The sequence below is a fragment of the Pseudomonas sp. 15A4 genome (assembly GCF_016925575.1).
Classification (GTDB): Bacteria; Pseudomonadota; Gammaproteobacteria; order Pseudomonadales; family Pseudomonadaceae; genus Aquipseudomonas.
In genome coordinates this window covers 3,297,827-3,323,941 of record NZ_CP068986.1, presented here as the reverse complement: position 1 = coordinate 3,323,941, position 26,115 = coordinate 3,297,827, and the positions used below count along the sequence as shown (strand labels likewise).

3 protein-coding genes and 1 pseudogene are annotated in these 26,115 nt (G+C 65.2%); all 4 read right to left on the bottom strand.

Translation table 11 applies throughout. The features are described from left to right. Window positions 1-235: 235 nt before the first annotated feature. Window positions 236-1,665 (bottom strand): annotated as a pseudogene (locus JN403_RS14835) (aspartate aminotransferase family protein). Next, window positions 1,658-15,664 carry a non-ribosomal peptide synthase/polyketide synthase gene (locus JN403_RS14830; RefSeq protein WP_275900162.1) on the bottom strand — a complete coding sequence of 4,669 codons (14,007 nt, stop codon included), beginning with the start codon at window positions 15,662-15,664 and terminating at the stop codon, window positions 1,658-1,660. Before JN403_RS14830 ends, JN403_RS14835 begins: the two are co-directional and overlap by 8 nt. Next, the gene (locus tag JN403_RS25795; RefSeq protein ID WP_275900161.1) at window positions 15,664-17,859 is read right to left on the bottom strand and encodes a condensation domain-containing protein; all 2,196 of its coding nucleotides are present in this window, start codon (window positions 17,857-17,859) and stop codon (window positions 15,664-15,666) included. Before JN403_RS25795 ends, JN403_RS14830 begins: the two co-directional genes overlap by 1 nt. After that, window positions 17,859-26,114: a non-ribosomal peptide synthetase gene (locus tag JN403_RS14825; protein ID WP_240356583.1), complete on the bottom strand. Its 8,256-nt coding sequence runs from the start codon at window positions 26,112-26,114 to the stop codon at window positions 17,859-17,861. Before JN403_RS14825 ends, JN403_RS25795 begins: the two co-directional genes overlap by 1 nt. Window position 26,115: the final 1 nt, after the last annotated feature.

Sequence of the window (26,115 nt, the reverse complement as noted above, 5' to 3'; positions counted from 1 at the left end):
CGTTGCGACCAGTGCTGCCAAGGCATTGACCTTGAATTGACCCTTGTTATTGCTCGCCATCCGAACTCCCCCTCCCTTTGATATCACACGGGGCAACGCCCCAAAATTGACCGCTTATGTCAAAAAAGCGTGAAAATGTAACAAAGAACGTTTCTCATTACCATTATTATTCTTCGAAATTGGCGAAAGGCCATCCCTGGCCTTTCGCGTTGTTTCACGGGTGATACAGAGAGGTTCAGCGTCGCTTGACGGCCGCTGAAACGGCGGCGGCAAAGATGTCGCCGATCTGGTCGATCTGCGCGGCGGTGACGATCAGCGGCGGCAGGAAGCGGATGACCGACGAGTGCCGCCCGCCCACTTCGATGATCAAGCCGCGCTGCAGGCATTCACGCTGGAGGGTCGAGGCCAGCGCACCGCTGTGGGGGAAGTGGCCGAGGGCGTCGGGACGTCCCTCGAGATCGACCATTTCCACCCCGAGCATCAAGCCCATGCCGCGCACATCGCCCATCTGCGGGAAGTCCTTCTGCAATGAGCGCAGGTGCCCGATCAGGCGCTCGCCCATGGCGGCGGCGTGCAGGTCCAGCTGCTGTTCGCGGACGATCCGCAGCGTGGTCGAGCCGGCCACCATCGCCAGTTGATTGCCACGGAAAGTGCCGGCGTGGGAGCCCGGTTTCCATACGTCCAGTGCCTTGTTGTAGACCACCACCGCCATCGGCTGGCTGCCGCCGATGGCTTTGGACAGCACCAGCACGTCCGGGACGATGCCCGCGTGTTCGAAGGCGAACGGCTTGCCGGTGCGGCCCACACCACACTGGATCTCGTCGAGAATCAGCGGCACCCCGGCGTCGCGGGTAATGCGGCGGATTTCCCGCAGCCAGTTGGCCGAGGTCGGCACCACACCACCCTCCCCTGCAGGGTTTCCAGAATCATCCCGGCCGGCGGCAACACGCCGCTTTCCGGGTCGGTCAGCTGGTTCTCGATGTAGTGCAGGCCGATGCGCTCGCCCGCTTCGCCACCGACGCCGAACGGGCAGCGGTAGTCGTAGGGAAACGGCAGGAACTGCGCGCCGCCGGCCATGCCGTCCAGGTAGGTCTTCGGCCCGAGGTTGCCCATCAGCGCCAGCGCGCCCTGGGTCATGCCGTGGTAGGCGCCGTGGTAGGCCATCAGGTTGCTGCGTCCGGTGGCGGTGCGCACCAGTTTCAGCGCCGCTTCCACCGCATCGGTGCCGGCCGGGCCGCAGAACTGAATGCGCGCGTCCTTGGCGAATTCCGCCGGCAGCAGGGCGAACAGCTCGTTGATGAAGTCGTCCTTGGCTTCGGTCATCAGGTCCAGGGTGTGCAGCGGACGCTGGCCGTCGAGGGTGGCGCGCATGGCCTGGATCACTTCGGGGTGGTTATGCCCCAGCGCCAGGGTGCCGGCCCCGGCCAGGCAATCGATGAACCAGCGCCCTTCGCTGTCCTGCACGTGAATGCCCTGGGCGCGCTTGAGTTCCAGGGGGATGCGCCGCGGGTAGCTGCGCGCGTTGGATTCCACGGCGGCCTGGCGCTCCAGTCGCGGCGTCGGCGCAAAGCGGTAGTCGGCGTTGGCCACGGCGGCGTCCGGGCTGCTCGACAGCGCCTCGCTGTGGCGGGCGGCAATCGGCGTCACGTTGTGTTGGCTATGCATGTTCGTGCTCCTGGAAATCGTGGGAATGGGGGCGTTCGTTGACTCGCGCGAGGGCCTCGGCAAGCTGAGTGATGAACAGCTGATCACGGACGATCGAAAGGTGGTCGGCGTCGATCCAGGCCGAAACCTGCAAGCGAACACCCATGCCCTGCTCCAGAAGAGCCGGTGCGTTATCGTTATTTTCCGGCGAGCGCTCCGCCCACCAGGCTGAGACCGGCACCCTGAGGGCGTGGATCTCGCGGCATTGATTGGCCAACTGGCGCATATGCCGCTCAACGCCGAGCAACTGTTGCCAGTGAGCGTCGGCTTCCAGGCCTTCATCGCCGTCAACAGCGTCAAGGGCCACGCTTTCCGGCACCGCAGGACGCGGCTGGCCGGCGCCCGGCACGTAGCCGTCGATCAGGCCGACGAACTCGACACGCTTGCCGAGTCGGGTCAGGAGTCGGGCCATTTCCAGGACCATGGTCCCGCCCATCGACCAGCCGATCAGCCGGTACGTGCCGGACGGCTGCTGTTCGAGCAGCGCCTTGACATAGTCGCGGGCCATTTGCTCGATGGAACTGTCGCGCCACTGGCCGTCCAGCACCTGGCGGTTCTGAATGCCCCAGACGTCCCACTGCGCGGACAGCCGCCGGGCCAGTGCGTAGTAGCCGACCACCGTGCCGCTGACCGGGTGCACACAGAACACCGGCGGCTTGTCGCTGGCGCCGCTGCTCAGACGAATCAGCGGATTCGGCGCGCCGTCGCGGCTGACAGGCTGGCTTTGCGATGGAGCAGATTGCGGTGCAGCCGGTTGCGCAGAAGGCAGGCTTTCCAGTAACGCCACCAACCCCTCGCGATAGGCCGTTTGCAGGCGTTCGATGCTCTGGCGCTGGTAACGCTGACTACTGAAACGGAAAGTCAGCCCCAGTTGCCCGGCGAAGACCTGGCCGTTGATTTCCAGCTCGCGATTGAGCGGCGTTGACGGGTCGACCAGCGCGCCAGCCGAGACCTTCGACGGCGAGAAGCGGCCATCGCCCAGGTCCTGATCGAACTGACCGAGGTAGTTGAACACCACCTTGGGCTCCGGCAGCGCGGCCAGTGTCTGACGAGCCGAATCGTTGCCCAGATAGCGCAGCAGACCGAAGCCGACGCCCTTGTCCGGCAAGCCCCGCAGGCTGTCGCGCACCCCGATCAGGGTCTGGCGGATATCGGCAGCGGCGCGCACCCGCAGCGGGAACAGACTGGTGAACCAGCCCACCGTGCGGCCCACATCCAGGCCGTCAGCCAGGGCTTCGCGGCCGTGGCCCTCCAGCGCGATGAGCGTGTCGGGCTGGCCACTCCAACCCTTTAGCGCGTCGGCGAGCACTGCCAGCAGGATTTCATCGGCGCGCGCCGCCAGTGCCGCCGGGGCTTCGCGCAGCAAGCGACGGGTCAGGCTGGCGTCCAGCAGCAGTTCGCACTGCTCAAGGTCCTGTTGCGTGGCGCGGCCCTCAGGGTGGTCCACCGGCCAGAGCGGCTCGGTGGTGCCGACCTGTTCCCGCCACTGCAAGACTTCGGTTTGACGTTCAGGCGCCTGCGCCGCGTCGACCAGATGCCGGGCCCAGCGCTGAAAGCTGCTGGATTTCGGCCCGAGATCAACCGCACTGCCCGAAGCGACCTGGGCGTACGCCCGCGCCAGATCTTCGAGCAACACCCGCCACGACACGCCATCGACCACCAGGTGATGGGCGACCAGCAACAGCTTTTGCCCTTCCGGCATCTGCGCCAGCACCACGCGCAGCAGCGGACCGTCATGCAGGTCAAGGCTGCGCTGGGCCTGTTCGCACAGCGCAGTCATGGCGCGGTCGTCGGCCACGTCACGCCGCCAGAGGCTGTCGGCAGCCGGTGTTGCTCGGTACTGCTGCTGCCAGCGACCGTCGGCGTGCTGATGGAAACTCAGGTTCAGGGCATCGTGGTGACTCAACAGCGCGGCCAGCGCCTGGCTCAACAGCGTCGCTTCCAGAGGACGCTGCACGTCCAGCAACAACGCCTGGTTGAAGTGCGCGCGGTTGCTCATCGGTTGCTCGAAGAAATGCGCCTGAATCGGCGTCAACGGCAGCTCGCCAGTGGGCGCGTCTTCAATCAACAGCGCTGCGCCGGCCTCGATGATCGTCAGGCGCAGGGCCAGATCCTTGAGTCGCGGATGGCTGAACACGTCCTTCGGCAGAAGCTTGAAACCGACCAGACGCAGGCGGGTGATCACCGCCAGCGACTGGATCGAGTCGCCGCCCAGCTCGAAAAAGCTGTCCTGACGGCCGATGCTCTCTACGCCCAGCAACTGCTGCCAGACCCGCGCCAGCTCGACTTCGCGCTCACCTTCCGGCGCTTCGAAGGCCTGACTGCCCAACTGCGGATCGGGCAGCGCATTGCGGTCCAGCTTGCCATTGGGCAACTGCGGCAAGCGCGCCATGACCACGATGTGCGCCGGCACCATGTATTCCGGCAGGGTGTTTTTCAGCTGCTGCTTGAGGCTGTCTTCAGACAGGTCATTGCCGCCGACATAGCCGAGCAACTGCTTGCCGTTGCCTTTGTCGCGCACGATCACCAGCGCTTCACGCACGCCGTCGCAGGCTTTCAGCGCCGCTTCGATCTCGCCGGCCTCGATGCGGAAGCCACGGATCTTGATCTGGTGGTCGATGCGGCCGAGGTATTCCAGCAGCCCTTCGCTGTTCAAACGCACACGGTCGCCGCTGCGATAAATGCGTTCACCGGCGCGGAATGGATGCGGCAGGAAACGCTCAGCGGTTGCGCCCGGACGGTCCAGATAACCCCTGGCCACCGCGCCACCCAAGTACAGCTCGCCGGCAATGCCCTGGGGCAGCGGGTTCAAATCCGCGTCCATCACGTAGCCCTGACGATCGCCCACCAGATCACCGATCGGCGCGTAGGCGGTGGTGAAGTCTGCGGTCTCGGCAGACGCCAGCCACAAGGTTGGTGTGACCACGGTTTCCGTCGGGCCGTAGCCATTGATGATCCACAGCGGCTGCAAATTGCGGATCACGTCGTGGAGCATTTCGCGGCTGAAGGCTTCGCCGGCGAAGCAGTAGGTCTTCACCCCCGGCCCCTTGCCCTGCACCCCAGCCCAGTCAGAGAGCTGACGCAAGTAGCTCGGCGGGAATGAGGCGACGGTGATGCCTTCGCGGATCAGCGTGTCGTAGGTTTGCTCAACGCTCCACAATTCCTGATCGCGGAGCACGACGCGAGCGCCGTAACACAGCGGCATCATCCAGCCTTCGTGGGCGCCGTCGAAGCTGATCGACAGGAAGTGAAACTTGCGGTCCTCCGGCGTAAAGCGATAACGCTCGCCGATGGTCTGGATGTGCATCGAAATGTCGGCGTGGGCGATGGCCGCGCCTTTCGGCTTACCGGTGGAGCCCGAGGTGTAAATCAGGTAAGCGAGTTGCTGCGGATGAATCACCACATTCGGCGCTGTAACCGGCTCGGAGGAGCAATCGAGCTGATCGATATTCAGCAGCGGCACATCACCGACGGGCACGCGATCCAGGGCAGCATCGTGGCTGATCAACAGCTTCACGCCGCCGTCTTCGAGCATGTAGCGCAGGCGTTCGGTCGGGTAATCCGGGTCGAGCGGGATATAAGCCCCACCCGCCTTGAGCACGGCATAAAACGCCAGCCACAGATCAATCCCCCGCTCCATGGCAATTGCCACGCGCACCTCGGTGCCGATGCCTCTTGCGCGCAAGGCATGGGCCAGCTGATTGGCACGACGGTCAAACTCGGCAAAGGTCAGGCGCTGTTCGCCATGGACCAGCGCGATGGCGTCGGGCCGAATGCGCGCGTGGTCGGCGATCAGCTCATGGATCGGGCGATCGACGTAAGGCGAGAACGGCGGCGTGTTCCATTGATCCAGCGCGGCCAGGTCGGTTTCGCCGAGCAACGGCAGGTCGCCGATGGCGGCATGGGGTTGCGCGCAGATCGCCCGCAACAGCGTGACCAGTTGCTCGAACAAACGCGACACGGTCGAGGCGTCGAACAGGTCGGTGGCGTAATCGAGGTAGCCGCTGATGCGGCCGTCGCGGTGTTCGAAGGTGCCGAGGACCAGATCGAACTGCGCGCCCTCGATGTCCCACTGGCGGGCTTCGCAGCTCAAATCATCGAACTGCAGCAGCGACAGATCCGGCTGTTGCTGGTGGTTGTAGCTGACCTGGAACAGCGGGTTGACGCTCAGGCTGCGCGCCGGTTGCAGCGCTTCCACCAATTGCTCGAACGGCAGGTCTTGATGGGCGTGGGCGCCGAGCAGGTTGTCCTTGACCTGGGCCAGCAGCGCGGTGAAGGGCTGGTCGCCGCTGACCTGGGCGCGCAGCACCAGGGTGTTGACGAAGAAGCCGATCAGGCCCTGAGTCTGCACCTCGGCGCGGCCTGCCACCGGCACACCGATGCGCAAATCGCGCTGGCCGCTGAGGCGATAGAGCAGCGTGTCGAACGAGGCCAGGAACAGCATGAACAGCGTGGCGTCGTGGGTCTTGGCGGTCTGGCGCAGTGTGTCGGCCAGGTCCTGGGGCAGCACGAAGGCATGGCGCCCGCCTTTGCCGTCGCGCTCGGCCGGACGCGAACGGTCCGCCGGCAGTTCCAGTACCGGTTGCTCGTCGCCCAACGCTTCGCGCCACCAGTTCAGCTGGCGCTCGCGCTCGGCGCCGCTCAGGTGCTCGCGCTGCCAACTGGCGTAGTCGGCGTAGTGCACGCCGAGCTCCGTAAGTTGCGGCCCAGCCAATTGCACGTCGCTGCCTTGGGCGAAACGCCGATACAGCGCGGCGAAGTCTTCGAGCATGACCTGCACCGACCAGCCGTCGGAGATGATGTGGTGCATACACAGCAGCAGGCGCCATTGATCGTCCGCCACCCGCGCCAGGGCTACCCGCCACGGCGCGTGTTCGGCGTCGAGGTCGAAGGGCTGGTTCATGAACGCCTCGGCCAGGGCGTCGAAGGCGGCTTCCGGCGCCGGGTTGTCGCGCAGGTCGTGACGGGCGATGTGCACGCTGCTGACCGGCAAAATCCGTTGCTGGGGCACCGCTTCGCCGCTGTGCATCGGGGATGGGCGGAAACAGGTGCGCAGGGTTTCGTGACGGGCCGCGAGGGCATCGAAGGTCTGCTGCAGGGCGTCGAGTTTCAGCGCGCCGCTGAGGTTGAGCACGCACGGCAGGTTGTACGCGACGCTCTCGGGCTCCAGCTGCGCGAGGAACCACAGGCGTTGCTGGGCGAAGGACTGCGGCGCGAACTCCCGGTCGGTGCGACGCTGCAGCACCGGCATCGCCGTGGCGACCGCCTGGGTGTTCAGGTAGTGAGCGAGGTCAGCCAGCACCGGCGACTCGAACAGTGCACGCAGGGGCAGCTCACGTTTCAGGTCGCGGCGGATCTGCGCCACCAGTTGAATGCCCATCAGCGAATGCCCGCCCAGGGCGAAGAAGTTGTCTTGGCGGCCGATTTGCGCGACGCCAAGAAGGTCCTGCCACAGCGCTGCCAGCTGGGTTTCGACGCCCGCCTGCGGCGCTTCGAAGGCCCGTTGCTGGATACGTGGGTCGGGCAGCGCTTTGCGGTCGAGCTTGCCGTTGGCCGACAGCGGCAGGCTGTCCAGGGTGACGAAGTGAGCCGGGACCATGTAGTCCGGCAGGCGCTGTTTCAGTTGGCCGCGCAGGTGTTCTTCGTCGAAGTCCTCGGCGACCAGATAGCCCACCAGCTGCATGCCGGTGGCGAGTTCGCGGGCGATGACCACCGCTTCGTTGACTGCTGGGTGATCCAGCAGCGCTGCTTCGATCTCGCCGATTTCAACCCGCAAGCCGCGCAGTTTGATCTGGTGATCGAGACGGCCGAGGTATTCCACCACGCCGTCGGCACGCCAGCGCGCCAGGTCACCGGTTCGATAGAGCCGCTCGCCGGTGCCGAACGGGCTGGCAACGAAGCGCTCGGCGGTCAGGCCGGGACGCAAGTGGTAGCCACGCGCGAGGCCGTCTCCGCCGATGTACAGCTCGCCGGGCACGCCGATGGGCTGAGGATTCAGGCGGCTGTCGAGGATGTGGATCTGCAGGTTGTTTATCGGGCGGCCGATGGGCACGGAAGCTCCCGGCTCATCAACGCAGGTCCAGTGGGTGACGTCGATGGCCGCTTCCGTCGGGCCGTACAGATTGAACAGGCCAGCATTGGGCAGGCGCTGAAGGGTTTCGCGGGCCAGATCGGCCGGTAAGGCTTCACCGCTGCAGACGATACGTTTCAGGGAAGCACAGCCGGTGAGATCGTCCTGGGCCATGAAGGCGCCGAGCATCGACGGCACGAAGTGCAGCGTGGTGATGCGCTGCTGTGCGATCAGCGTGTTGAGGGCAACAGGATCGCGATGATCGCCGGGCTGAGCGACCACCAGACGCGCACCCACCATTAACGGCCAGAAGAATTCCCAGACCGACACGTCAAAACTGAACGGCGTTTTTTGCAGCACGGCGTCCGATACGTCGAGTGCGTAGGCGTCCTGCATCCAGGCCAGGCGGTTGAACAGCGCTGCGTGGGTGTTGCCCGCGCCTTTCGGTTTGCCGGTCGAGCCGGAGGTGTAAATCATGTAGACCAGTTGCTCGGGGTGCAGCGCTACAACTGGCGCCGTGACGGGATAGCCTGATAAAGCCAGATGATTCAGATTGACCACCCGCAGCTCTTCCACAACCGGCAGATCAGCGATCACCCCATCGTGGCTCAACAGCAAACCAATCCCGGCGTCTTCGAGCATGTAGCGCAGACGATCAGCGGGATACTCCGGATCCAGCGGCACATAGGCAGCACCGGCTTTCAATACCGCATACAGCGCAACCACCATTTCCACTGAGCGCAACGCAGCCACGCCCACCAACGATTCCTGACCGACGCCCTGCGTTTGCAGGTAATGGGCGAGCTGATTGGCCCGCTGATCCAGCGCCTGATAACTCAGCACTTCGTCACCAAAACGCAACGCCTCCCGCTCGGGATGCAATTGAGCCAGACGCTCAAACTGCCGATGCACAAACGGTTCGGTTTTAGCCCACTCCCGCGCCGTGTCATTGACCAACGCCAACTGCGCGCGGTCTTCAGCATCCAGCAACTCGAAGTCACCAATCGCCGCGTCCGGCCGCTTGATCAACTCGGCGAACAGTTGCTCAAAGCGGGCATGCAAACGCTCGATGCTGCCGTGATCAAACAGATCCGTGGCGTAAGTCCACGACCCACCCAACCCGCCATCGACGTCTTCGTGGGTGTTCAGCGCCAGGTCGAACTGGCTGCTGCCATCGTCCAGCGGCAACAGGTCGGCACGCAGGCCCGGCAGCCCGGCGAGTGATTCAAAATTCTGCTGCTGATGGTCGTAGGCCACCTGGAACAGCGGGTTGTGGCTCAGGCTGCGCGCAGGTTGCAGCGCTTCGACCAATTGCTCGAACGGCAAGTCCTGGTGGGCCTGCGCGCCGAGGGTCCGCGCCTTGGCCTGTTCCAGCACCTGGCGATAGGTCAGCTCGGCAAACACTTCGGCGCGCAGCACCTGGGTGCTGACAAAAAAGCCGATCAGCCCTTCGACCTCCAGCCGCGAACGGCCGGCAATCGGCACGCCCACGCGCAGGTCGTTCTGCCCGCTCAGGCGATGGAGCAACACTTGGTAGGCCGACAGGATCGCCATGAACGGCGTAACACCCTGCTGTCTGGCGAACTCACGCACGCGCCGACTGAACGCGGCATCGAAGGCGAACAGCACGCGGTCGCCGCGATAGCTTTGCTGGGGCGGACGCGGTCGATCGGTGGGCAGCTCCAGCACCGGATGCTCGTCGCCCAGTTGCTCGCGCCAGTAGTTCAACTGCCGCTCGCCCTCGCCCGCGGCCAGCCACTCGCGCTGCCAGACGGCGAAGTCGGCGTATTGCACCGGCAATGGCGTTAAGTTAGGCGCGCGGTTTTCCACGGCCGCGCGGTACAGCTCGCAGAATTCCTGCAGCAGCACGCGCACCGACCAACCGTCCGAGATCATGTGGTGCAGGCACAGCAGCAAACGCTGTTCGTCAGGCGCGACACGCACCAGCGCCAGTCGCCAGACCGGGCTGCGCGACAGATCGAACGGACGCTTGACGAAGTCTTGAGCCAGGGCGTTGAAGGCCTTTTCGATATCCCCTTCATGGCTGATATCCAGCCGCGCGATCTCCACCCTTGAAGCAGGCTCGATCTGTTGCATCGGCACGCCCTCGACCGCCAGGAACCGCGTGCGCAGCACTTCATGTCGCGCGGTCAGGCCGTCGAAGGCCGCCTGCAATGCAACCTCGTTCAGCTCGCCGCACAGGCGCACGGCGCCCGGCAGGTTGTAGGCGTGACCGCCAGGTTGCAGCTGATCGAGGAACCACAGGCGCTGTTGGGAAAACGACTGCACGGCAAGGGTCCGCCGGCGAGAGGTCAGCTCAAGCTGGGTGGCCTCGGTGGATACCAAGCCCGCAATGCGCTGGGCAAAATCGCTGAGACGCGGCGCGTCGAACAGGGCCCGCAACGGCACGCTCAATTGATGCTCATGGCGCAGCCGGGAAATCAGCTGCATCGCCAGCAGCGAGTGGCCGCCGAGTTCGAAGAAGTGATCATTGCGACCCACGGCGTCGATGCCCAGCAGTGGCTGCCACAGCGCCGCCAATTGCTGTTCCAGTAGCGTTTGCGGCGCCTGATAGTCGCTGGAGATCACCTGCGGGTCAGGCAGCGCGTTGCGGTCGAGCTTGCCGTTGGGCAACTGCGGCAAGCGCGCCATGACCACGATGTGCGCCGGGACCATGTATTCCGGCAGGGTGTTTTTCAGCTGTTGCTTGAGGCTGTCCTCGGCCAGACCGTTGCCGCCGACGTAACCTAGCAAGACTTTTCCGTTCGCGCTGTCACGGACGATGACCAGGGCTTCGCGTACGCCCTCGCAGGTTTTCAGTGCTGCTTCAATTTCGCCCGCTTCGATGCGGAAGCCACGAATCTTGATCTGGTGGTCGATGCGGCCGAGGTATTCCAGCAGCCCTTCGCTGTTCAGGCGCACGCGGTCGCCACTGCGGTAAATGCGTTCGCCGGCGCGGAACGGGTGCGGCAGGAAACGCTCGGCCGTCGAGCCGGGACGGTCCAGATAACCCCGCGCGACCGCGCCGCCCAGATAGAGCTCGCCGGCAATCCCTTGGGGCAGCGGGTTCAGATCCGCGTCCATCACGTAGCCCTGACGATCCCCCACCAGATCACCAATCGGCGCGTAGGCCGTGGTGAAGTCGGCGGTCTCGGCGGAGGCCAGCCACAAGGTCGGCGTCACTACCGTTTCGGTCGGACCGTAGCCGTTTATGATCCAAAGCGGCTGCAAATTGCGGATCACGTCGTGGAGCATCTCGCGGCTGAAGGCTTCACCGGCAAAGCAGTAAGTCTTCACGCCAGGACCCTTGCCCTGCACCCCGGCCCAATCGGACAGCTGGCGCAGGTAGCTCGGCGGGAACGATGCCACGGTGATGCCTTCGCGAATCAGCGTGTCGTAGGTCTGCTCGACGCTCCACAGTTCCTGATCGCGCAACACGACTCGAGCGCCGTAGCACAGCGGCATCATCCAGCCTTCGTGGGCGCCGTCGAAGCTGATCGACAGGAAGTGGAACTTGCGGTCCTCGGGCGTGAAGCGGTACCGCTCGCCGATGGTCTGGATGTGCATCGAGATGTCAGCGTGGGCGATGGCCGCGCCTTTGGGTTTGCCGGTCGAGCCCGAGGTGTAAATCAGGTAGGCGAGTTGCTGCGGATGAATCGTGACGTCCGGGGCTGTCACCGGCTCGGACGAGCAATCAAGCTCGTCGATGTTCAGCAACGGCACATCGCCGACGGGCACACGATCCAGCGCCGCATCGTGGCTGATCAACAGCTTCACGCCGCCGTCTTCGAGCATGTAGCGCAGGCGCTCGGTCGGGTAATCCGGGTCGAGCGGGATGTAGGCGCCCCCGGCTTTCAATACGGCATAAAACGCCAGCCACAGATCAATCCCGCGCTCCATGGCAATCGCCACGCGCACTTCGGTGCCGATGCCCCGGGCGCGCAAGGCGTGGGCCAGTTGATTGGCACGACGGTCGAACTCGGAGAAGGTCAGGCGCTGCTGGCCATGGACCAGCGCGATGGCGTCAGGACGAATGCGCGCGTGGTCAGCAATCAGCTCATGGATCGGTCGATCCACGTAGGGCGAGAACGGCGGCGTGTTCCAGGCGTGCATGGCGTCGATGTCGCCTTCGGTGAGCATCGACAGCTCGCCGATGCGCGCCTCGGGGAAGCGGCAGATCCCGTCCAGCAGTGTCTGAAAATGCCCGCACAGACGCGAGATCTGTTCGGCGCTGAACACGTTGCTGTGGTAGTTGACGTGAACATGGGCCTGCTCGCCCGCCACCACCGCCAGGCTCAGCGGGTAGTGAGTCTTGTCGCTGAGTTCGACGGAACCCAGGTTGACGCCGTTGGCCTGCTTGTCTCGCAGCACCGCGTCCACCGGGTAGTTCTCGAACACCAGCAGGCTGTCGAACAAGTCACGACCGGCGTGGCCCGCGTAGCGCTGGGCCTCGAACAGCGGGGTGTGCTCGTGCTCGCGCAGCTCCAGGTTGTGGGCTTGCAAGTCATTGAGCCAGTCGCCGACCGTCTGCTGCGCTTGCGGCGCCTGCACCAGTGGCAGGGTGTTGATGAACAGCCCGAGCATGCGTTCGATGCCCGGCACTTGCGCGGAGCGGCCGGACACGGTGGCGCCGAACGCGACCCGTTGCTGCCCGGTGTAGCGCTGCAACAGCAACACCCACACCGCTTGAATCAGCGTGTTGACGGTCACGCGCTGACGGCGGGCGGCGCTGTTCAGCAGTTCGCTGTTCAGGTCCATGGAGGTGACCCGCACCTGATTCGGCAGCGGCGCTCCGGTGCTCGCCGTCGGTGCGGTCAGGGCGGCGGCCATCATCGTCGGCTGGTCGAAGCCAGCCAGATGGCTCTGCCAGAAGGTCTTACTGCCCTCGGCGTCGCGGCTCAGCAGCCACTCCACGTAGTCGCCGTAATGCCCGGCAGGTTGTGGCGTGGCGTCGGACATTGCCGCCTGAATCACTTCGCCCAGCACTGCCGCACTGCTCCAGCCATCCAACAGAATGTGGTGGAAGGTCCAGACCAGTTTCCACAGCGTCTCGCTTTGGCGAACCAGCAACACGCGCATCAGCGGCGCGGCGTGCAGGTCGAAGGGGGTTTCACGCTCGGCCACCAGCACGTCGGCGAGGGATTGATCGCTGCAGCGCAGATCAAGTTCGCGTACGACCAACGCCGCATCGCGACGGATCAACTGCACCGGCTGTTCGCTGCCGGGGACGCGCAGGAACGCTGCACGCAGGATCGGATGACGCTGAACTGCCGCGGCCCACGCTGATTTGAAGCGGGCCACCGGCAGGTGCTCGATGTCCAGCGCCACCTGATTGATGTACAGGTCGCGGGCGCTGCCCTGATCGACGTTCTCGCTGCCGCTCATTTCGGAATGGAACAACAGGCCCTGCTGCATCGGCGTCAGCGGGTACAGCTGTTCGATGTCCCAGGCGGCGACCGGCAGTGCGTCGAGTTGTGCCTGAGTCAGAGCGAGTGCCGGGAAGTCCGACGGGGTGACCGCAGCGTGGCGGCGGCAGTGTTCGATCACCTCGTCCAGCGCTGCGCCATAGGCATCGAGCAGGCGTTGAATCGACGCCGACTCATGGCGTTCGCCGCTGAAGCTGCAGGTCAGGCTGAACTGGCCGTCACGGATTTGCGCATCAATGGACAGTTCGCCATTGAGCGGCGCATCGGCGGCGCGCTGGGCACCGCTGCCCTCCTCGGCCAGGCTGAAAAGCCCGCTGCTGTTTTGCAGCCGGCCCATGTAATTGAACAGCACGCAGCCGTCCAGCGCCGGCAAGGCTTCGCCACGCAGGTGGCGCAACAGGCCATAACCGAGCCCGCCGTTAGGCACGGCGCGCAGGGTTTCCTTGGTCTGTTTGAGTGCGGCATCGAGGTCGTCGTAAGCATGCAGGCTGACCGGGTACAGGCTGGTGAACCAGCCGACCGTGCGCGCAGGATCAACGCCGTTGAACAGGTCTTCGCGGCCATGGCCTTCCAGGGCGATCATCGCCTGTGATTCGCCACTCCAGCGCTTCATCGCGCGGACCAGTGCGGTCAGCAGCAGGTCGTTGATCTGCGTGCGGTACGCCGCCGGGGCCTCGCTGATCAGCTTTTCGGTGCGCGCGGCGTCCAGTTGCAAATGCAGCTGGCGCACGTTGTTTTGGCGTGCTTGGCCCTGGGGATTGGCGCAGGGCAACGCGGATGCTGGCGCCAGGTTGCGCCAGTAATCGGCTTCGGCCAGCACGGCGTCGCTGTAGGCGAAATCCAGCACGCGGTTGGCCCAGCGCTGGAACGACGCGGTCTTGTCACCGAGGTCGAGGGTGAGGCCCGCTTGCGCCTGGGTGTAGGCGTTTTGCAGGTCCTCCAGCAGGACGCGCCACGACACACCGTCGACCACCAGGTGATGCACCACCAGCAACAGACGCTCGCCGCCTTCGGTCAGGGTGAAATGCACGGCGCGCAGCAACGGGCCGTCCTTCAAATCGAGGCTGGTCTGGGGTTCGTCGCAGGCTGCGGCCAGCTCGTTCAGAGGGATTTCGCGCTGCCAGATCAGGCCGTTTCGGGTCTGCTCGTCAGTAGAAAGCTCTGCGCGATAGCGTTGCTGCCACTGGCCGTTGTCCTGCTGGACAAAACGCATGCGCAGGGCGTCGTGATGGTTTACCAGCGCGTGAAGGGCCTGGGTCAGCGCCGGCAGGTCCAGCGCTTCACTCGGGTTCAGCAGCAGTGACTGGTTCCAGTGGCTGCGGTTGCGCATTGGCTGCTGGAAGAACCAGTGCTGAATCGGGGTCAGCGGGATGTCGCGGTTCAGCTCGATGCGCTCGACAGGGGCGGCGTCATGACTGACCACCTGAGCGACCTGGGCCAGCTCGGCGATGGTCTGGCGTTCGAACATCTGCCGGGGCGACAGCACGATGCCGGCCTTGCGGGCGCGGGAAATGATTTGCAGGCTGAGGATCGAGTCGCCGCCGAGGGCAAAGAAGTTGTCCTGGCGACCGATTTGCGCGACGCCGAGCAGGTCTTGCCACAGCGCAGCCAGTTGGGTTTCGACCCCGGCCAGCGGTGCTTCGAAGGCACGCTGCTGGATCTGTGGATCGGGCAGCGCCTTGCGGTCGAGCTTGCCGTTGGCGGACAGCGGCAGTTTTTCCAGCGTGACGAAGTGCGCCGGGACCATGTAATCCGGCAGGCGCTGTTTCAGTTGGCCGCGCAGGTGTTCTTCGTCGAAATCGTCGGCGACCAGATAGCCCACCAGTTGCATACCCGTGCTGAGTTCACGGGCAATGACCACGGCTTCGCTGACGGCTGGGTGATCGAGCAGCGCCGCTTCGATCTCGCCGATTTCAACCCGCAAGCCGCGCAGTTTGATCTGGTGATCGAGACGGCCGAGGTATTCCACCACGCCGTCGGCACGCCAACGGGCCAGGTCACCGGTGCGGTACAGCCGCTCGCCGTTGCCGAACGGGCTGGCAACGAAGCGCTCGGCGGTCAGGCCGGGACGCAAGTGGTAGCCGCGAGCGAGGCCGTCGCCGCCGATGTACAGCTCGCCCGGTACGCCGATGGGTTGTGGGTTGAGACGGCTGTCGAGGATGTGGATCTGCAAATTGGCGATGGGGGCGCCGATCGGGACGGACACGCCCGGCTCATCAACGCACGTCCAGTGAGTCACGTCGATGGCCGCTTCGGTCGGGCCATACAGATTGAACAGGCCGGCGGTGGGCAGGCGCTGCAAGGTTTCCCGGGCCAGATCGGCGGGCAAGGCCTCGCCGCTGCAGACGATGCGTTTCAGGGACGCGCAGCCGGTGAGATCGTCCTGAGCCATGAAGGCACCGAGCATCGACGGGACGAAATGCAGCGTGGTGATCTGCTGCTGATCGATCAGCGTTTTCAGCATCAGCGGATCGCGATGATCCCCGGCTGAGCGACCACCAGACGCGCACCGACCATCAACGGCCAGAAGAACTCCCAGACTGACACGTCAAAACTGAACGGCGTTTTTTGCAATACGGCGTCATTGGCGTCGAGCCCGTAAGCATCCTGCATCCACGCCAGACGGTTGAACAGCGCGGCATGGGTGTTGCCGGCGCCCTTGGGTTTCCCGGTCGAACCGGAGGTGTAAATCATGTAGGCCAGTTGTTCGGGGTGCAACTCTATAACAGGCGTCGTGACGGGTTGGCCTGAGAGATCAAGCTGATCCAGATTCAGTACCCGCAGGCCGTCAACAGCCGGCAAATCATTGATCACCGCGTCGTGGCTCAGCAACAAACCGATACCGGCGTCTTCGAGCATGTAGCGCAGACGATCCGCCGGGTACTCAGGATCCAGCGGCACGTAAGCCCCGCCCGCTTTCAGCACCGCATACAACGCAACCACCATTTCCACCGAGCGCAACGCCGCCACGCCCACCAGCGATTCACGCCCCACGCCCTGCTCACGCAGGTAACGGGCCAGCTGGTTTGCCCGCTGATCCAGCTCGCGATAACTCAATACCTCATCGCCAAAGCGCACAGCCTCCCGCTCGGGATGCACCTGGGCCAGCCGCTCAAAGTGGCGATGAACAAAGGGTTCGGAATCCCAATCCCGCGCGGTGTCATTGACCAACGCCAGCTGCGCGCGGTCTTCAGCATCCAGCAATTCAAAATCACCAATCGCCGCATCCGGCCGCTCCAGCAACTCGGCAAACAGCTGCTCAAAACGCCCATGCAGCCGCTCGATGCTGCCGTGATCAAAAAGGTCAGTGGCGTAATTCCAGTTGCCCGCCAGTTCACCCGCGGCGTTTTCCCAGGTGTGCAGCGCCAGGTCAAACTGCGCGCTGCCGTTGTCCAGTGGCATCAGCATGGCGTTGAGGCCGGGCATCAATTGCAGCGCTTCGTCCTGGCGTTGCTGGTGGTTGTAGAGCACCTGAAACAGCGGGTTGTGGCTCAGGCTGCGTTCCGGCGCCAGGGCGTCCACCAGTTGCTCGAACGGCAGGTCCTGATGGGCTTGTGCGCCCTGGGAGGCCAGGCGAACACCGTCGATGATCTGGTTGAAACTGGCGTCGGCCTGGACCTCGCCGCGCAGGATCTGAGTGTTGACGAAGAAGCCGATCAGGCCTTCGGTTTCGGCGCGCTGACGCCCGGCAATGGGCACGCCGATGCGCAGATCGGTCTGCCCGCTCATCCGCTGCAACAGCACTTGATAGGCCGCGAGCAGCACGGTGAACAAGGTCACGCCGCGCTGCCGGGCCAGTTCGCGCATACGGCCGGACAGTGCCGCGTCGAAGCTGAACGGCAGGCGCGCGCCACGGAAACTCTGGCGCGCCGGGCGCGGACGGTCCGCCGGCAATTCCAGCACCGGCGGCTCGTCGCTCAGTTGTTGCTGCCAGTAGGCGAGTTGCCGATCACCCTCGCCCGCGTCCAGGCAGGCACGCTGCCACAGGGCGACATCGGCGTAGCTGAGCGGCAGCGGTGGCAGTGAGTCAGTGTCGTTTTGAATGGCAGCGCGATAGGCCTCGACGAAATCCAGCAGCAGCACTTGAATCGACCAACCGTCAGCGATGATGTGATGCAGACAGACCAGCAGCACGTGCTCATCCGAGCCGCGCTCAATCAACGCCACGCGCCACAGCGGGCCCTGGGCCAGGTCGAACGGGCGGCGGGCGAACGCATCGGCCAGCGCCTGCACCTCGCCCTCGTCGTCTGCGTGCAGACGCTCGAATGGCAACCCTTGACCACCGCAAATCACCTGCTCCGGCGTGCCGTCTTCCGCAGTGGCGAACACCGTGCGCAGGCTGGCATGTCGCTCGGCCACGCGCTCGAATGCCATTCGTACGGCTGCAACATTCAGCTCGCCTTTCAGGCGCAACGCTCCCGGCAGGTGATAGGTGCTGTTGCCCGGTTCCAGTTGCTCCAGAAACCACAGCCGTTGCTGGGAAAACGACGCCGGGCTGCGTTCGCCCGCCACACCCGGTGGCACCGGCAGCGACGAGGCATCGAGGCCCTGCTCGCGCAGCTTGTTCAAAAACACCCGACGCTGAGCGCTGCCAAGGCTGAGGAACCGCGTGGCCAGGGCCAGCAGCTTGCTCTGTGAAGTCATGCTCGGTTGCGACATCAGTTGCTTTCCTCCAGCTCATTCATTAACTCGTCCAGGGCATCGAGCCGGTCGAGTGTCAGGGTCTGCCCCTGCAAGGTGTCGATCAGCGCCGCCTGGGCAGCGACGGTGGTGGCTTCGAAGGCCTGAGCCAGCGGGATGCTCACCCCGAGGCGCTCGCGAATGCGCGACAGCAGCCGCGTCGCCAGCAACGAATGGCCACCGAGTTCAAAGAAGTTGTCGTGACGACCGACCTGCTCAACCTTGAGCAGGCTCTGCCACAGCTCGGCGAGGACTTCCTCACGCTCGCCCTGTGGCGCTTCGAACTCGCGCTCTTCCAGGCTCGGCGCCGGCAGCGCCTTGCGGTCGAGCTTGCCGTTGGCGTTGCGCGGCATCTGCGCCAGCACGACGATGTGCGCCGGCACCATGAACGCCGGCAGGGTTTGCGACAGCGCGGTTTTCAGCACGTCGCTGGACAACGCCTGCTGCGCCTCGGCGACCACGTAGGCCACCAGTTGTGGGCCATGGGCCGTCGGTTGCGCGCTGACCACGGCGTCATGCACCGAGGGTTGCGCCAACAGCAGGTTTTCGATTTCGCCCAGCTCGATGCGCTGGCCGCGGATCTTCACCTGGAAGTCCGCGCGGCCGACGTATTCCAGCGCGCCGTCGGCGTTCCAGCGGGCCAGGTCGCCGCTGCGGTACAGCCGCGCACCGGTTTCGCCAAACGGGTCGGGCAGGAAACGCTCGGCGGTCAGGCCAGGCCGCGCGGCGTAGCCACGACCGACGCCGACGCCGCCGATGTACAGCTCGCCCACCACACCGGGCGCCGCCAGTTGCAGGTTGGAATCCAGCACGTACAGGCAGTTGTTGTCGGTGGGCCGGCCAATCGGCATGTTGGCGTTTAGCGCCGGCGCCGCGATCAGGGTGTGCAGCGCGACATCGTCGGCGCACTCGGCCGGGCCGTAGGCGTTGACCAGCGGCACTTCGGGGTAGCGCGCAAACCAGCGCGCGGCGAGGTCGGTGGTCAGCGCTTCACCGGTCGGCAGCAGCCAGCGCAAGGCATCGAGCCGCTGGGGCGCGACCGCGAGCATGGCGTCGATCACCGCCGGCACGCATTCCAGCACGCTGACCTGATTGGCCGCGACTTCTTCCAGCAGGCGCTGCGGGTCCTGCACCACGGCGTCCGGCAGGATTTCCACGCGCCCGCCGAACAGCGGCGCGGTCAGGAACTGCCACACGGAAATGTCGAACCCGGTGGCGGCCGTCTGGGCAATGACATCGCCCTCGCCCAGACGCAGATACGGCAGCTTGGACATCTGGTTGTTGAGCATGCCGCGCTGGTTGACCATCACCCCTTTTGGCTCGCCGGTGGAGCCGGAGGTGTAGATGACGTAGGCCAGTTGCTCCGCCGTCGCGTAGCGGCCCGGATTCTCGTTGGCGAATGAATTGCTGGCATCCGCGAGCAGTTCTTCAAGCACCAACACCCGGGGTTTGCGCTCAGCCAGCGCAACGATCGCCTCGACCTGAGGCAAACACTCCCGCGGCGTCAGCAACACCGGGGCGGCGCTGCTCACCAGCATGCGCGCACTGCGTCCGGCCGGATGACGTTCATCCAGCGCCAGATAGGCCGCACCGGCCTTGAACGCGCCGACGATCAGGCTCAACAACGGCAGGCCGCGCGGTGCGAACAGCGCCACCACGTCATCGCCCTGCACGCCCGCCGCGATCAGCCCGTGACCGATGCGGTTGGCCTGACGATTGAGTTCGCGGTAACTCAGGCTCTCGCCCTGACAGCGGGCCACTTCCTGGGCCGGATGGGCCAGCACCCGCGCCTCGAAACGCTCCAGGTAGCTGATGTCGTACCAATGCTGTTGCACCGGGCCGAGACCCTGGGCCAGCAACTGCTCGCGCTCGTTGTGCTCAAGGACCTGCAACTGGCTCAGCGTCTGTTGCGGGTTGTCGATCAACTGGGTGAGCAGACGGCGGAAATGGCTGACCAGGGTGCCCATCTCGGCGTCGTTGAAGTGACGGGTGTCGTAGGTCAACTGCAATTGCAGGGACTCGCCCGGCAGCAGCACCACGGTCAGCGGGTAGTTGGTGTGGGTGCGGTTGGCCAGCGGATTGATGCGGTATTCGTTCACGGCCTGCTGCACCTCGGCGCCCAACGGAACGTTCTCGAAAACAAACAGGCTGTCGAACAGTGGCTGGCCGCGCGGGGTGTCGGCGAGCAGCTGAATGTCGGCCAGGGACAGGTGTTCGTGCTGGCGCATGTCGGCGTTCTGCCCCTGCAAGGCACTGAGCAGCTCCAGCGCCGACGCGCCCATGCCCGGCCGACGGATGCGCAACGGCAAGGTGTTGATGAACAGCCCCAGCGCGCCTTCGATGCCTTCCAGCTCGGTCGGACGACCGGCCACGGTGACCCCGAACAGCACTTCGTCGCGGTCGGCATGGCCCATCAGCAACAAGGCCCAGGCGGCCTGCACGAAGGTGTTTGTCGTCAGGCGATGCTGACGGGCTTGTTCGGCCAGCTTCGCAGTCTGCTCGACACCCAGCGCCAGGGTGACGTCGCGCATCTGCGCGTCACCCTGAGGGCTATGGCGGTACGGCAGCGGCGTGACGTCGGTGAAGCCGGCCAGCGCGTTGCGCCAGTAATCGCGGCTCACCGCTTCGTCCTGCTCGGCGAGCCAGGCGAGGAAATCGCGGTACGGCCGCGCCGGCGGCAGGCTGACCTCACGACCTTCGAGGAACCCGCGGTAATGGGCGAAGAATTCAGTGAGCATCAGGCCCCGGCACCAAGCGTCTATCAAGGCGTGGTGGTGGCTCTGAACGATGCGGAAATCCGCCTCGCCGAACTTGATCAGGCGCAGGCGCAGCAACGGCGCCCGGGCGAAATCGAAGCCCTGCTCGCGCTCGCTTTTCAGCAGGTCATCCAGCTCGGCTTCGGCGGCGGCGCGAGAAAGATGGCTGAGGTCGATCAGTTGCACCGGCGACGGCACGCGGCGCATGACAATCTGACGCTGCACGCCGCTTTCCAGCCCGTGAAACGCCGTGCGCAACGCCGGGTGGCGCTGCACCACTTGCTGCCAGGCAAACTTGAACGCCTCGAAATCCACATCGGCGCCGACGTCGTACTGGTCCTGCATCAGGTAGATACCGTTGCCCTGCTCCAGCAGGCTGTGCAGCAAAATGCCCTGCTGCATGGGCGCCAGCGGCAGGATGTCTTCGATCTCCCGCGCGGGGATGCCCAGTGCGTCGAGCTGGGCCTGATTCAGGCCGGCCAGCGGGAAATCCGACGGCGTCAGGCCGGCGTGGGTTTCGTCGCTGCAATGGGCGATCAGCTCCAGTAACTGCGCTTCATACAGCGCCACCAGTTGCTCGATGCTGTCGCGGCTGAAACGTTCGCGGCTGAAGGTCCAGTCCAGCTGCAACTGGCCGTCGCGGACCTGACCGTCGACCGCCAGGGCATTGGCCAGCGGCCCTTGTGGGTCACGCAGATTTTTCGGCGTGCGGCTCGACAATGCGAACAGCGCGCTCTCGCTGTCGTCGAAGCGGCCGAGGTAGTTGAAGGTCACGCCCTGGCCGATCAGCTCCGGCAACTTTGCGCCAGCCAGGTACTTCAAGACACCGTAGCCGAGGCCTTTTTCCGGTACCGCGCGCACGGCTTCCTTCACTGCCTTGAGGGTAGCGATCGCGTCATCTGCGGCGTCCAGCGCCAGCGGGTACAGGCTGGTGAACCAGCCGACGCTACGGCTCAGGTCCAGAGCGCCAGTAGCGTCTTCGCGGCCATGACCTTCGAGGCTGATGACGTGGCGACGGCGGCCGCTCCACTGCCACAGCGCCTGGGACAGCGCCGCCAGCAGCAGGTCGTCGATGCGCGTGCGATACGCCGCCGGGGCTTCGCTGAGCAGGCGACGGGTGTTGGCCACGTCGATTTTCAGCAGCAGGGTTTCACTGTCGCCGACCCGGCTTTGCACCGACGCATCGCCCGGCAGGATGGCATCGGCAGCGTTCAGCCCCTGCCAGTACGGCAGTTGTTGTTGCAGCTCGGGGCTGCGCGCCAGGGTGCTCAACGACTGGGACCAGGCCTGGAAGCTGGCGGTTTTGTCGGCCAGGGCCACGTTGTTACCGGCCGACAGTTGGCGGTAGGCCAGTTGCAGGTCTTCCAGCAGCACCCGCCACGACACGCCGTCCACGGCCAGGTGATGGATGACCAGCAGCAGCCGTGCTTCGCCTGACGGCAGGCGGCCATGGACCACGCGCAATAGCGGACCGGTGTCGATGTTCAGGCTGCGCTGGGCTTCGTCATTGAGCGAATCGAGATCCTCTTCGCGGCTCAGTTCACAGGTCCACAGCACGCGCTCGGCACTTTCGCTGTCGCGGTAACGCTGCTGCCACTGGCCTTCGTCGTTCTGATGGAAGCTCAGGCGCAGGCTGTCATGGTGCGCCAGCACCGCAGCGAGGGCCTGTTGCAACCGCGTGGTGTCCAGTGCTTGGGGCACGTCGAGCAGCAGCGACTGGTTCCAGTGCTGACGCTGGGCGATGGGCAGGCTGAAGAAGCGAGCCTGAATCGGCGTCAGAGCAAACTCGCGGGGTGCGACGGCTGCCGTGACAGGCGCGGCGGCAGGCTTGGCTTCGGCCACCGTGGCGACCTGAGCGAGTTCGGCGATGGTCTGTTTTTCGAACAGCTGCTTGGGTGTCAGGCGAATGCCCTGACGACGAGCACGGGCGATGATCTGCAGGCTAAGAATCGAATCGCCGCCGAGGGTGAAGAAGTTGTCATGACGACCGACCGCCTCGACGTTCAGCGCCGCTTGCCACAGCGCTGCGAGTGCGGCTTCGACCCCTTCGTGGGGCGCTTCGAAATCGTCGGAGGTTGTGGTCGGCGTCGGCAGCGCGCCGGCGTCGAGCTTGCCGTTGGCGGTCAGCGGGAAGGCGTCGAGGGTCAGGATGTGGCTCGGCACCATGTAGTCCGGCAGGCTTTGCGCCAGTTGCGTGCGCAGCGCCTCGCCGTCCACATTCGCGCCGCTGTCGACTTTAGTGTCGAGCAGCGCATACGCGATCAATTGGCCGCGATCATCGACACGCACATGGGCGTCACGCAGGCCGTCAAGCTGGCGCAGCCGCTGGGCGATTTCACCCAGGGCCACGCGGTAGCCGCGCACCTTGACCTGATCGTCGGCGCGACCCAGGAACTGAACTTGCCCGTTGGCCAGCAAGCGCGCACGGTCGCCGCTGCGGTAGAGCCGCGCGCCGCTGCCGCTCGGGTCCGGAATGAAGGCCGCAGCGGTCATCGCCGCACGCTGGTGATAGCCGCGCGCCAGGCCCGGCCCGCCGATGTACAGCTCGCCGACGTCACCCTGCACCACCGCCTGCAAGTGGTCGTTGAGAATCAGCGCCACGGCGTTCGGCAGCGGCCGACCGACGGGCACGCTGTCGCCCATCGACGCTTCAAACGCCTCATTGCTCAGCACGCCCACGGTGGTTTCGGTCGGCCCATAGTGATTGATGACCCGGCAGCCAGGCTTCAGGCGCTTGACCTTTGCCACCAGCTCCCACGGCAGCGCATCGCCGCCGAGGATCAGCGCGTGTTCGGGCAGTGCATCGGCCGCATTCGTCGCCTGCAACAGGCCGTTCAAATGGGTCGGCACGACCTTCAGCACGCCGACCTCGTGCTCGGCCATGTAGGCGGCGAAGCGGTCGGCGTCGTTGGTGCGGTCGGGGCTGATCAGGTGCAGCGAACGCGCCGAGCACAGCGCGCCGAACAGCACGGTGTGGCCCAGGTCGGCGCCGACGGTGGAGACCATCGCCATGCTCGCCTCGGGGGCCAGATCAAGCCGTGCGAGCAAGCCCTGGACGTAATCGGCCAGGGCGCCGTGACTGATGACCACGCCTTTCGGCGTGCCGCCGGTGCCGGAGGTGTAGATCAGGTACGCGGCCTGATCGGCGTGGGGGCGCAGGTCCGTGGCTCGCGCCGGCAACAAGCGCCACGCGGCATCGGCAGTCACGCTGATGACGTCGCCATGGAAGTCACCCGGCGCAGCCCCATCGCTGATCAACGCGCTTGCGCCGCTGTCGGCCAGCACAAACGCCTGACGCTCTGTCGGCCATTTCGGGTCCAGCGGCACATAGGCGGCACCGCTTTTGAGCACCGCCAGCAGGCCGACGACGAACTCCAGCGAGCGCTCAAGCAGAATGCCGACGCGGCTTTCCACGTCCACACCGGACTGACGCAGGTGCTGCGCCAGTTGATTGGCCTGGGCATCGACCTCGGCAAACGTGGCGCTGCGCTGTTCGTCTTGCAGGGCCAGACGATTCGGCTGTGCACGGACGCTGGTATCCCACAGGCTCAGCACATCGGTGGCCGGGAACGTCAAGGGTTCGGCAGCAAGGCATGAAGGCTCGGCGCCGATCTGCAGATCAGCCAGACGCACCTGAGGTTGCGCCACCACTTGGGCGCAGATCCGCAGCAGATCACCTGCCAGACCGGCGATGCGCGGCTCATCGAACAGATCGCACGCATAGGTGAACACCGCCTGGATACCGTCGGCGTCGTCGGTGATGTCCAGGCCTAAATCGAAGTGCGCCGAGTAGTCGTCGAGCTGATTGACGTCCATGCGCACGCCGGCCATGTCGACGTTCTGCGGCAGCGGGAACTGCTGGGTGAATTTCACCTGGCACAGCGGGTTATAGCTGAGGTTGCGCGACACGCCGAGGGCTTCGACGAGTTGCTCGAACGGCAGGGCCTGATGGTGTTGCGCGCCCAGCGCGGTGTGGCGAACTGATTCGATCAGCGTGCTGAACGACTGCTGCGGCGACAGCTCGCTGCGCAGCACCAGGGTGTTGACGAACAGGCCGATCAGCCCTTCGGATTCGGTGCAGGTACGCCCCGCCACCGGCACGCCGACGCGCAGATCGGTCTGGCTGCTGTAGCGCTGCAACAGGGTTTTGTAGGCGGCGAGCATGACCATGAACAAGGTCGCGCCGTGGCGGCTGGCGAGGTCGCGCAGGCCCTGGCTCAAGTCGCGGTCAAGGGCGATGGCGTAACGGGCGCCGCGATGGCTTTGCTGGGCCGGACGCGGGCGGTCGGCAGGCAGGTTCAGAACGGTCTGGGCATCACCCAGTTGCTCACGCCAGTAGGCCAGCTGTCGCTGCCCTTCCCCTCCGGCCAGACGCGCGCGCTGCCAGGCGGCGAAGTCGGCGTATTGAATCGGCAGCGGCGGCAATGCCGGCTCAGCCCCTTGAGTGTGAGCGCTGTACAGCGCGGCGAACTCCTTGAGCATGACCTGCACCGACCAGCCGTCAGCGATGATGTGATGCAGCACCAGCACCAGTTGCTGCCGGTCTGGGGCCAGTCGCACGTTGAGCACGCGCCACAACGGGCCGTTCTGCAAATCCATTGGCTGCTCGACGGCCGCTCTGGCCAGTTCGGCCAACGCTTGCTGCGGATCGGTGTCCTCACTCAGGTAATGGCGTTCGATCAGGACCGGGCTCGGGGCGTGAATGCGCTGCACCAGTTGTTCGTTGGCGTCGATGGCGAAGGTGGTGCGCAGGCTTTCGTGGCGGGCCGCCAGATCGTCGAAACTGCGTTGCAGGGCGGCATCATCCAGCGCGCCGTTGAGGCTCAACTGGCCGCAGAGGTGATAGGCGCTGCTGTCCGGCTCCAGTTGCGCGAGAAACCACAGGCGCTGCTGGGCAAAGGACTGCTCGGGATCGGTGTCGCGGGAAATACGCGGCACGCCAGCAGGGCGTTCAGTGCTGCGGCCGTGGGTGGAGACGTGCGCGGTAACGTGGGCGTTGAAGGCGCCGAGGGTCGGGTGCTCGAACAGGTGGGCGGGCTCAAGCCTCAGGCCCAGCTCGCTGTTCAGGCGCGACAGCACTTGCACCACGCCCACCGAATCACCGCCACGGGCGAAGAAGTGGTCGGCGGCATTCAGGTCGCGTTTGCCGAGGACTTCCTGCCACGCGGCCAAGACTTCCGGCAGCAAGGGCGAAGGCTCAACCGAGACGTCCGCGCTGTCAGCACCGAGCACGCGGCCGTCCTGCCAGATCGCGAAGCTGTCGAGGCTGCCGTTCTGCCAGCCGCTGCGGCAGGCGGCACGCTGCAGTTTGCCGCTGGTGGTGCGCGGCAGAGCGCCCGGCTCCAGCAGCACGATGACTTTCGGCGCCACCAGAAACAGCTCGGACACCCCGTCGCGCACCGCTTCGCAGATCATCGGCGGCTTCATCAGGCGGCGCACGTTGCGGCTGATTTCCAGGGCCAGGCCGACGCCTTCCACG

Bases quoted from the DNA above. Each gene is read 5' to 3' on its own strand.
- JN403_RS14830 (WP_275900162.1), bottom strand. From the start codon at position 15,664: ATGCTGAAAACGCTGATCGATCAGCAGCAGATCACCACGCTGCATTTC.
- JN403_RS25795 (WP_275900161.1), bottom strand. From the start codon at position 17,859: ATGTCGCAACCGAGCATGACTTCACAGAGCAAGCTGCTGGCCCTGGCC.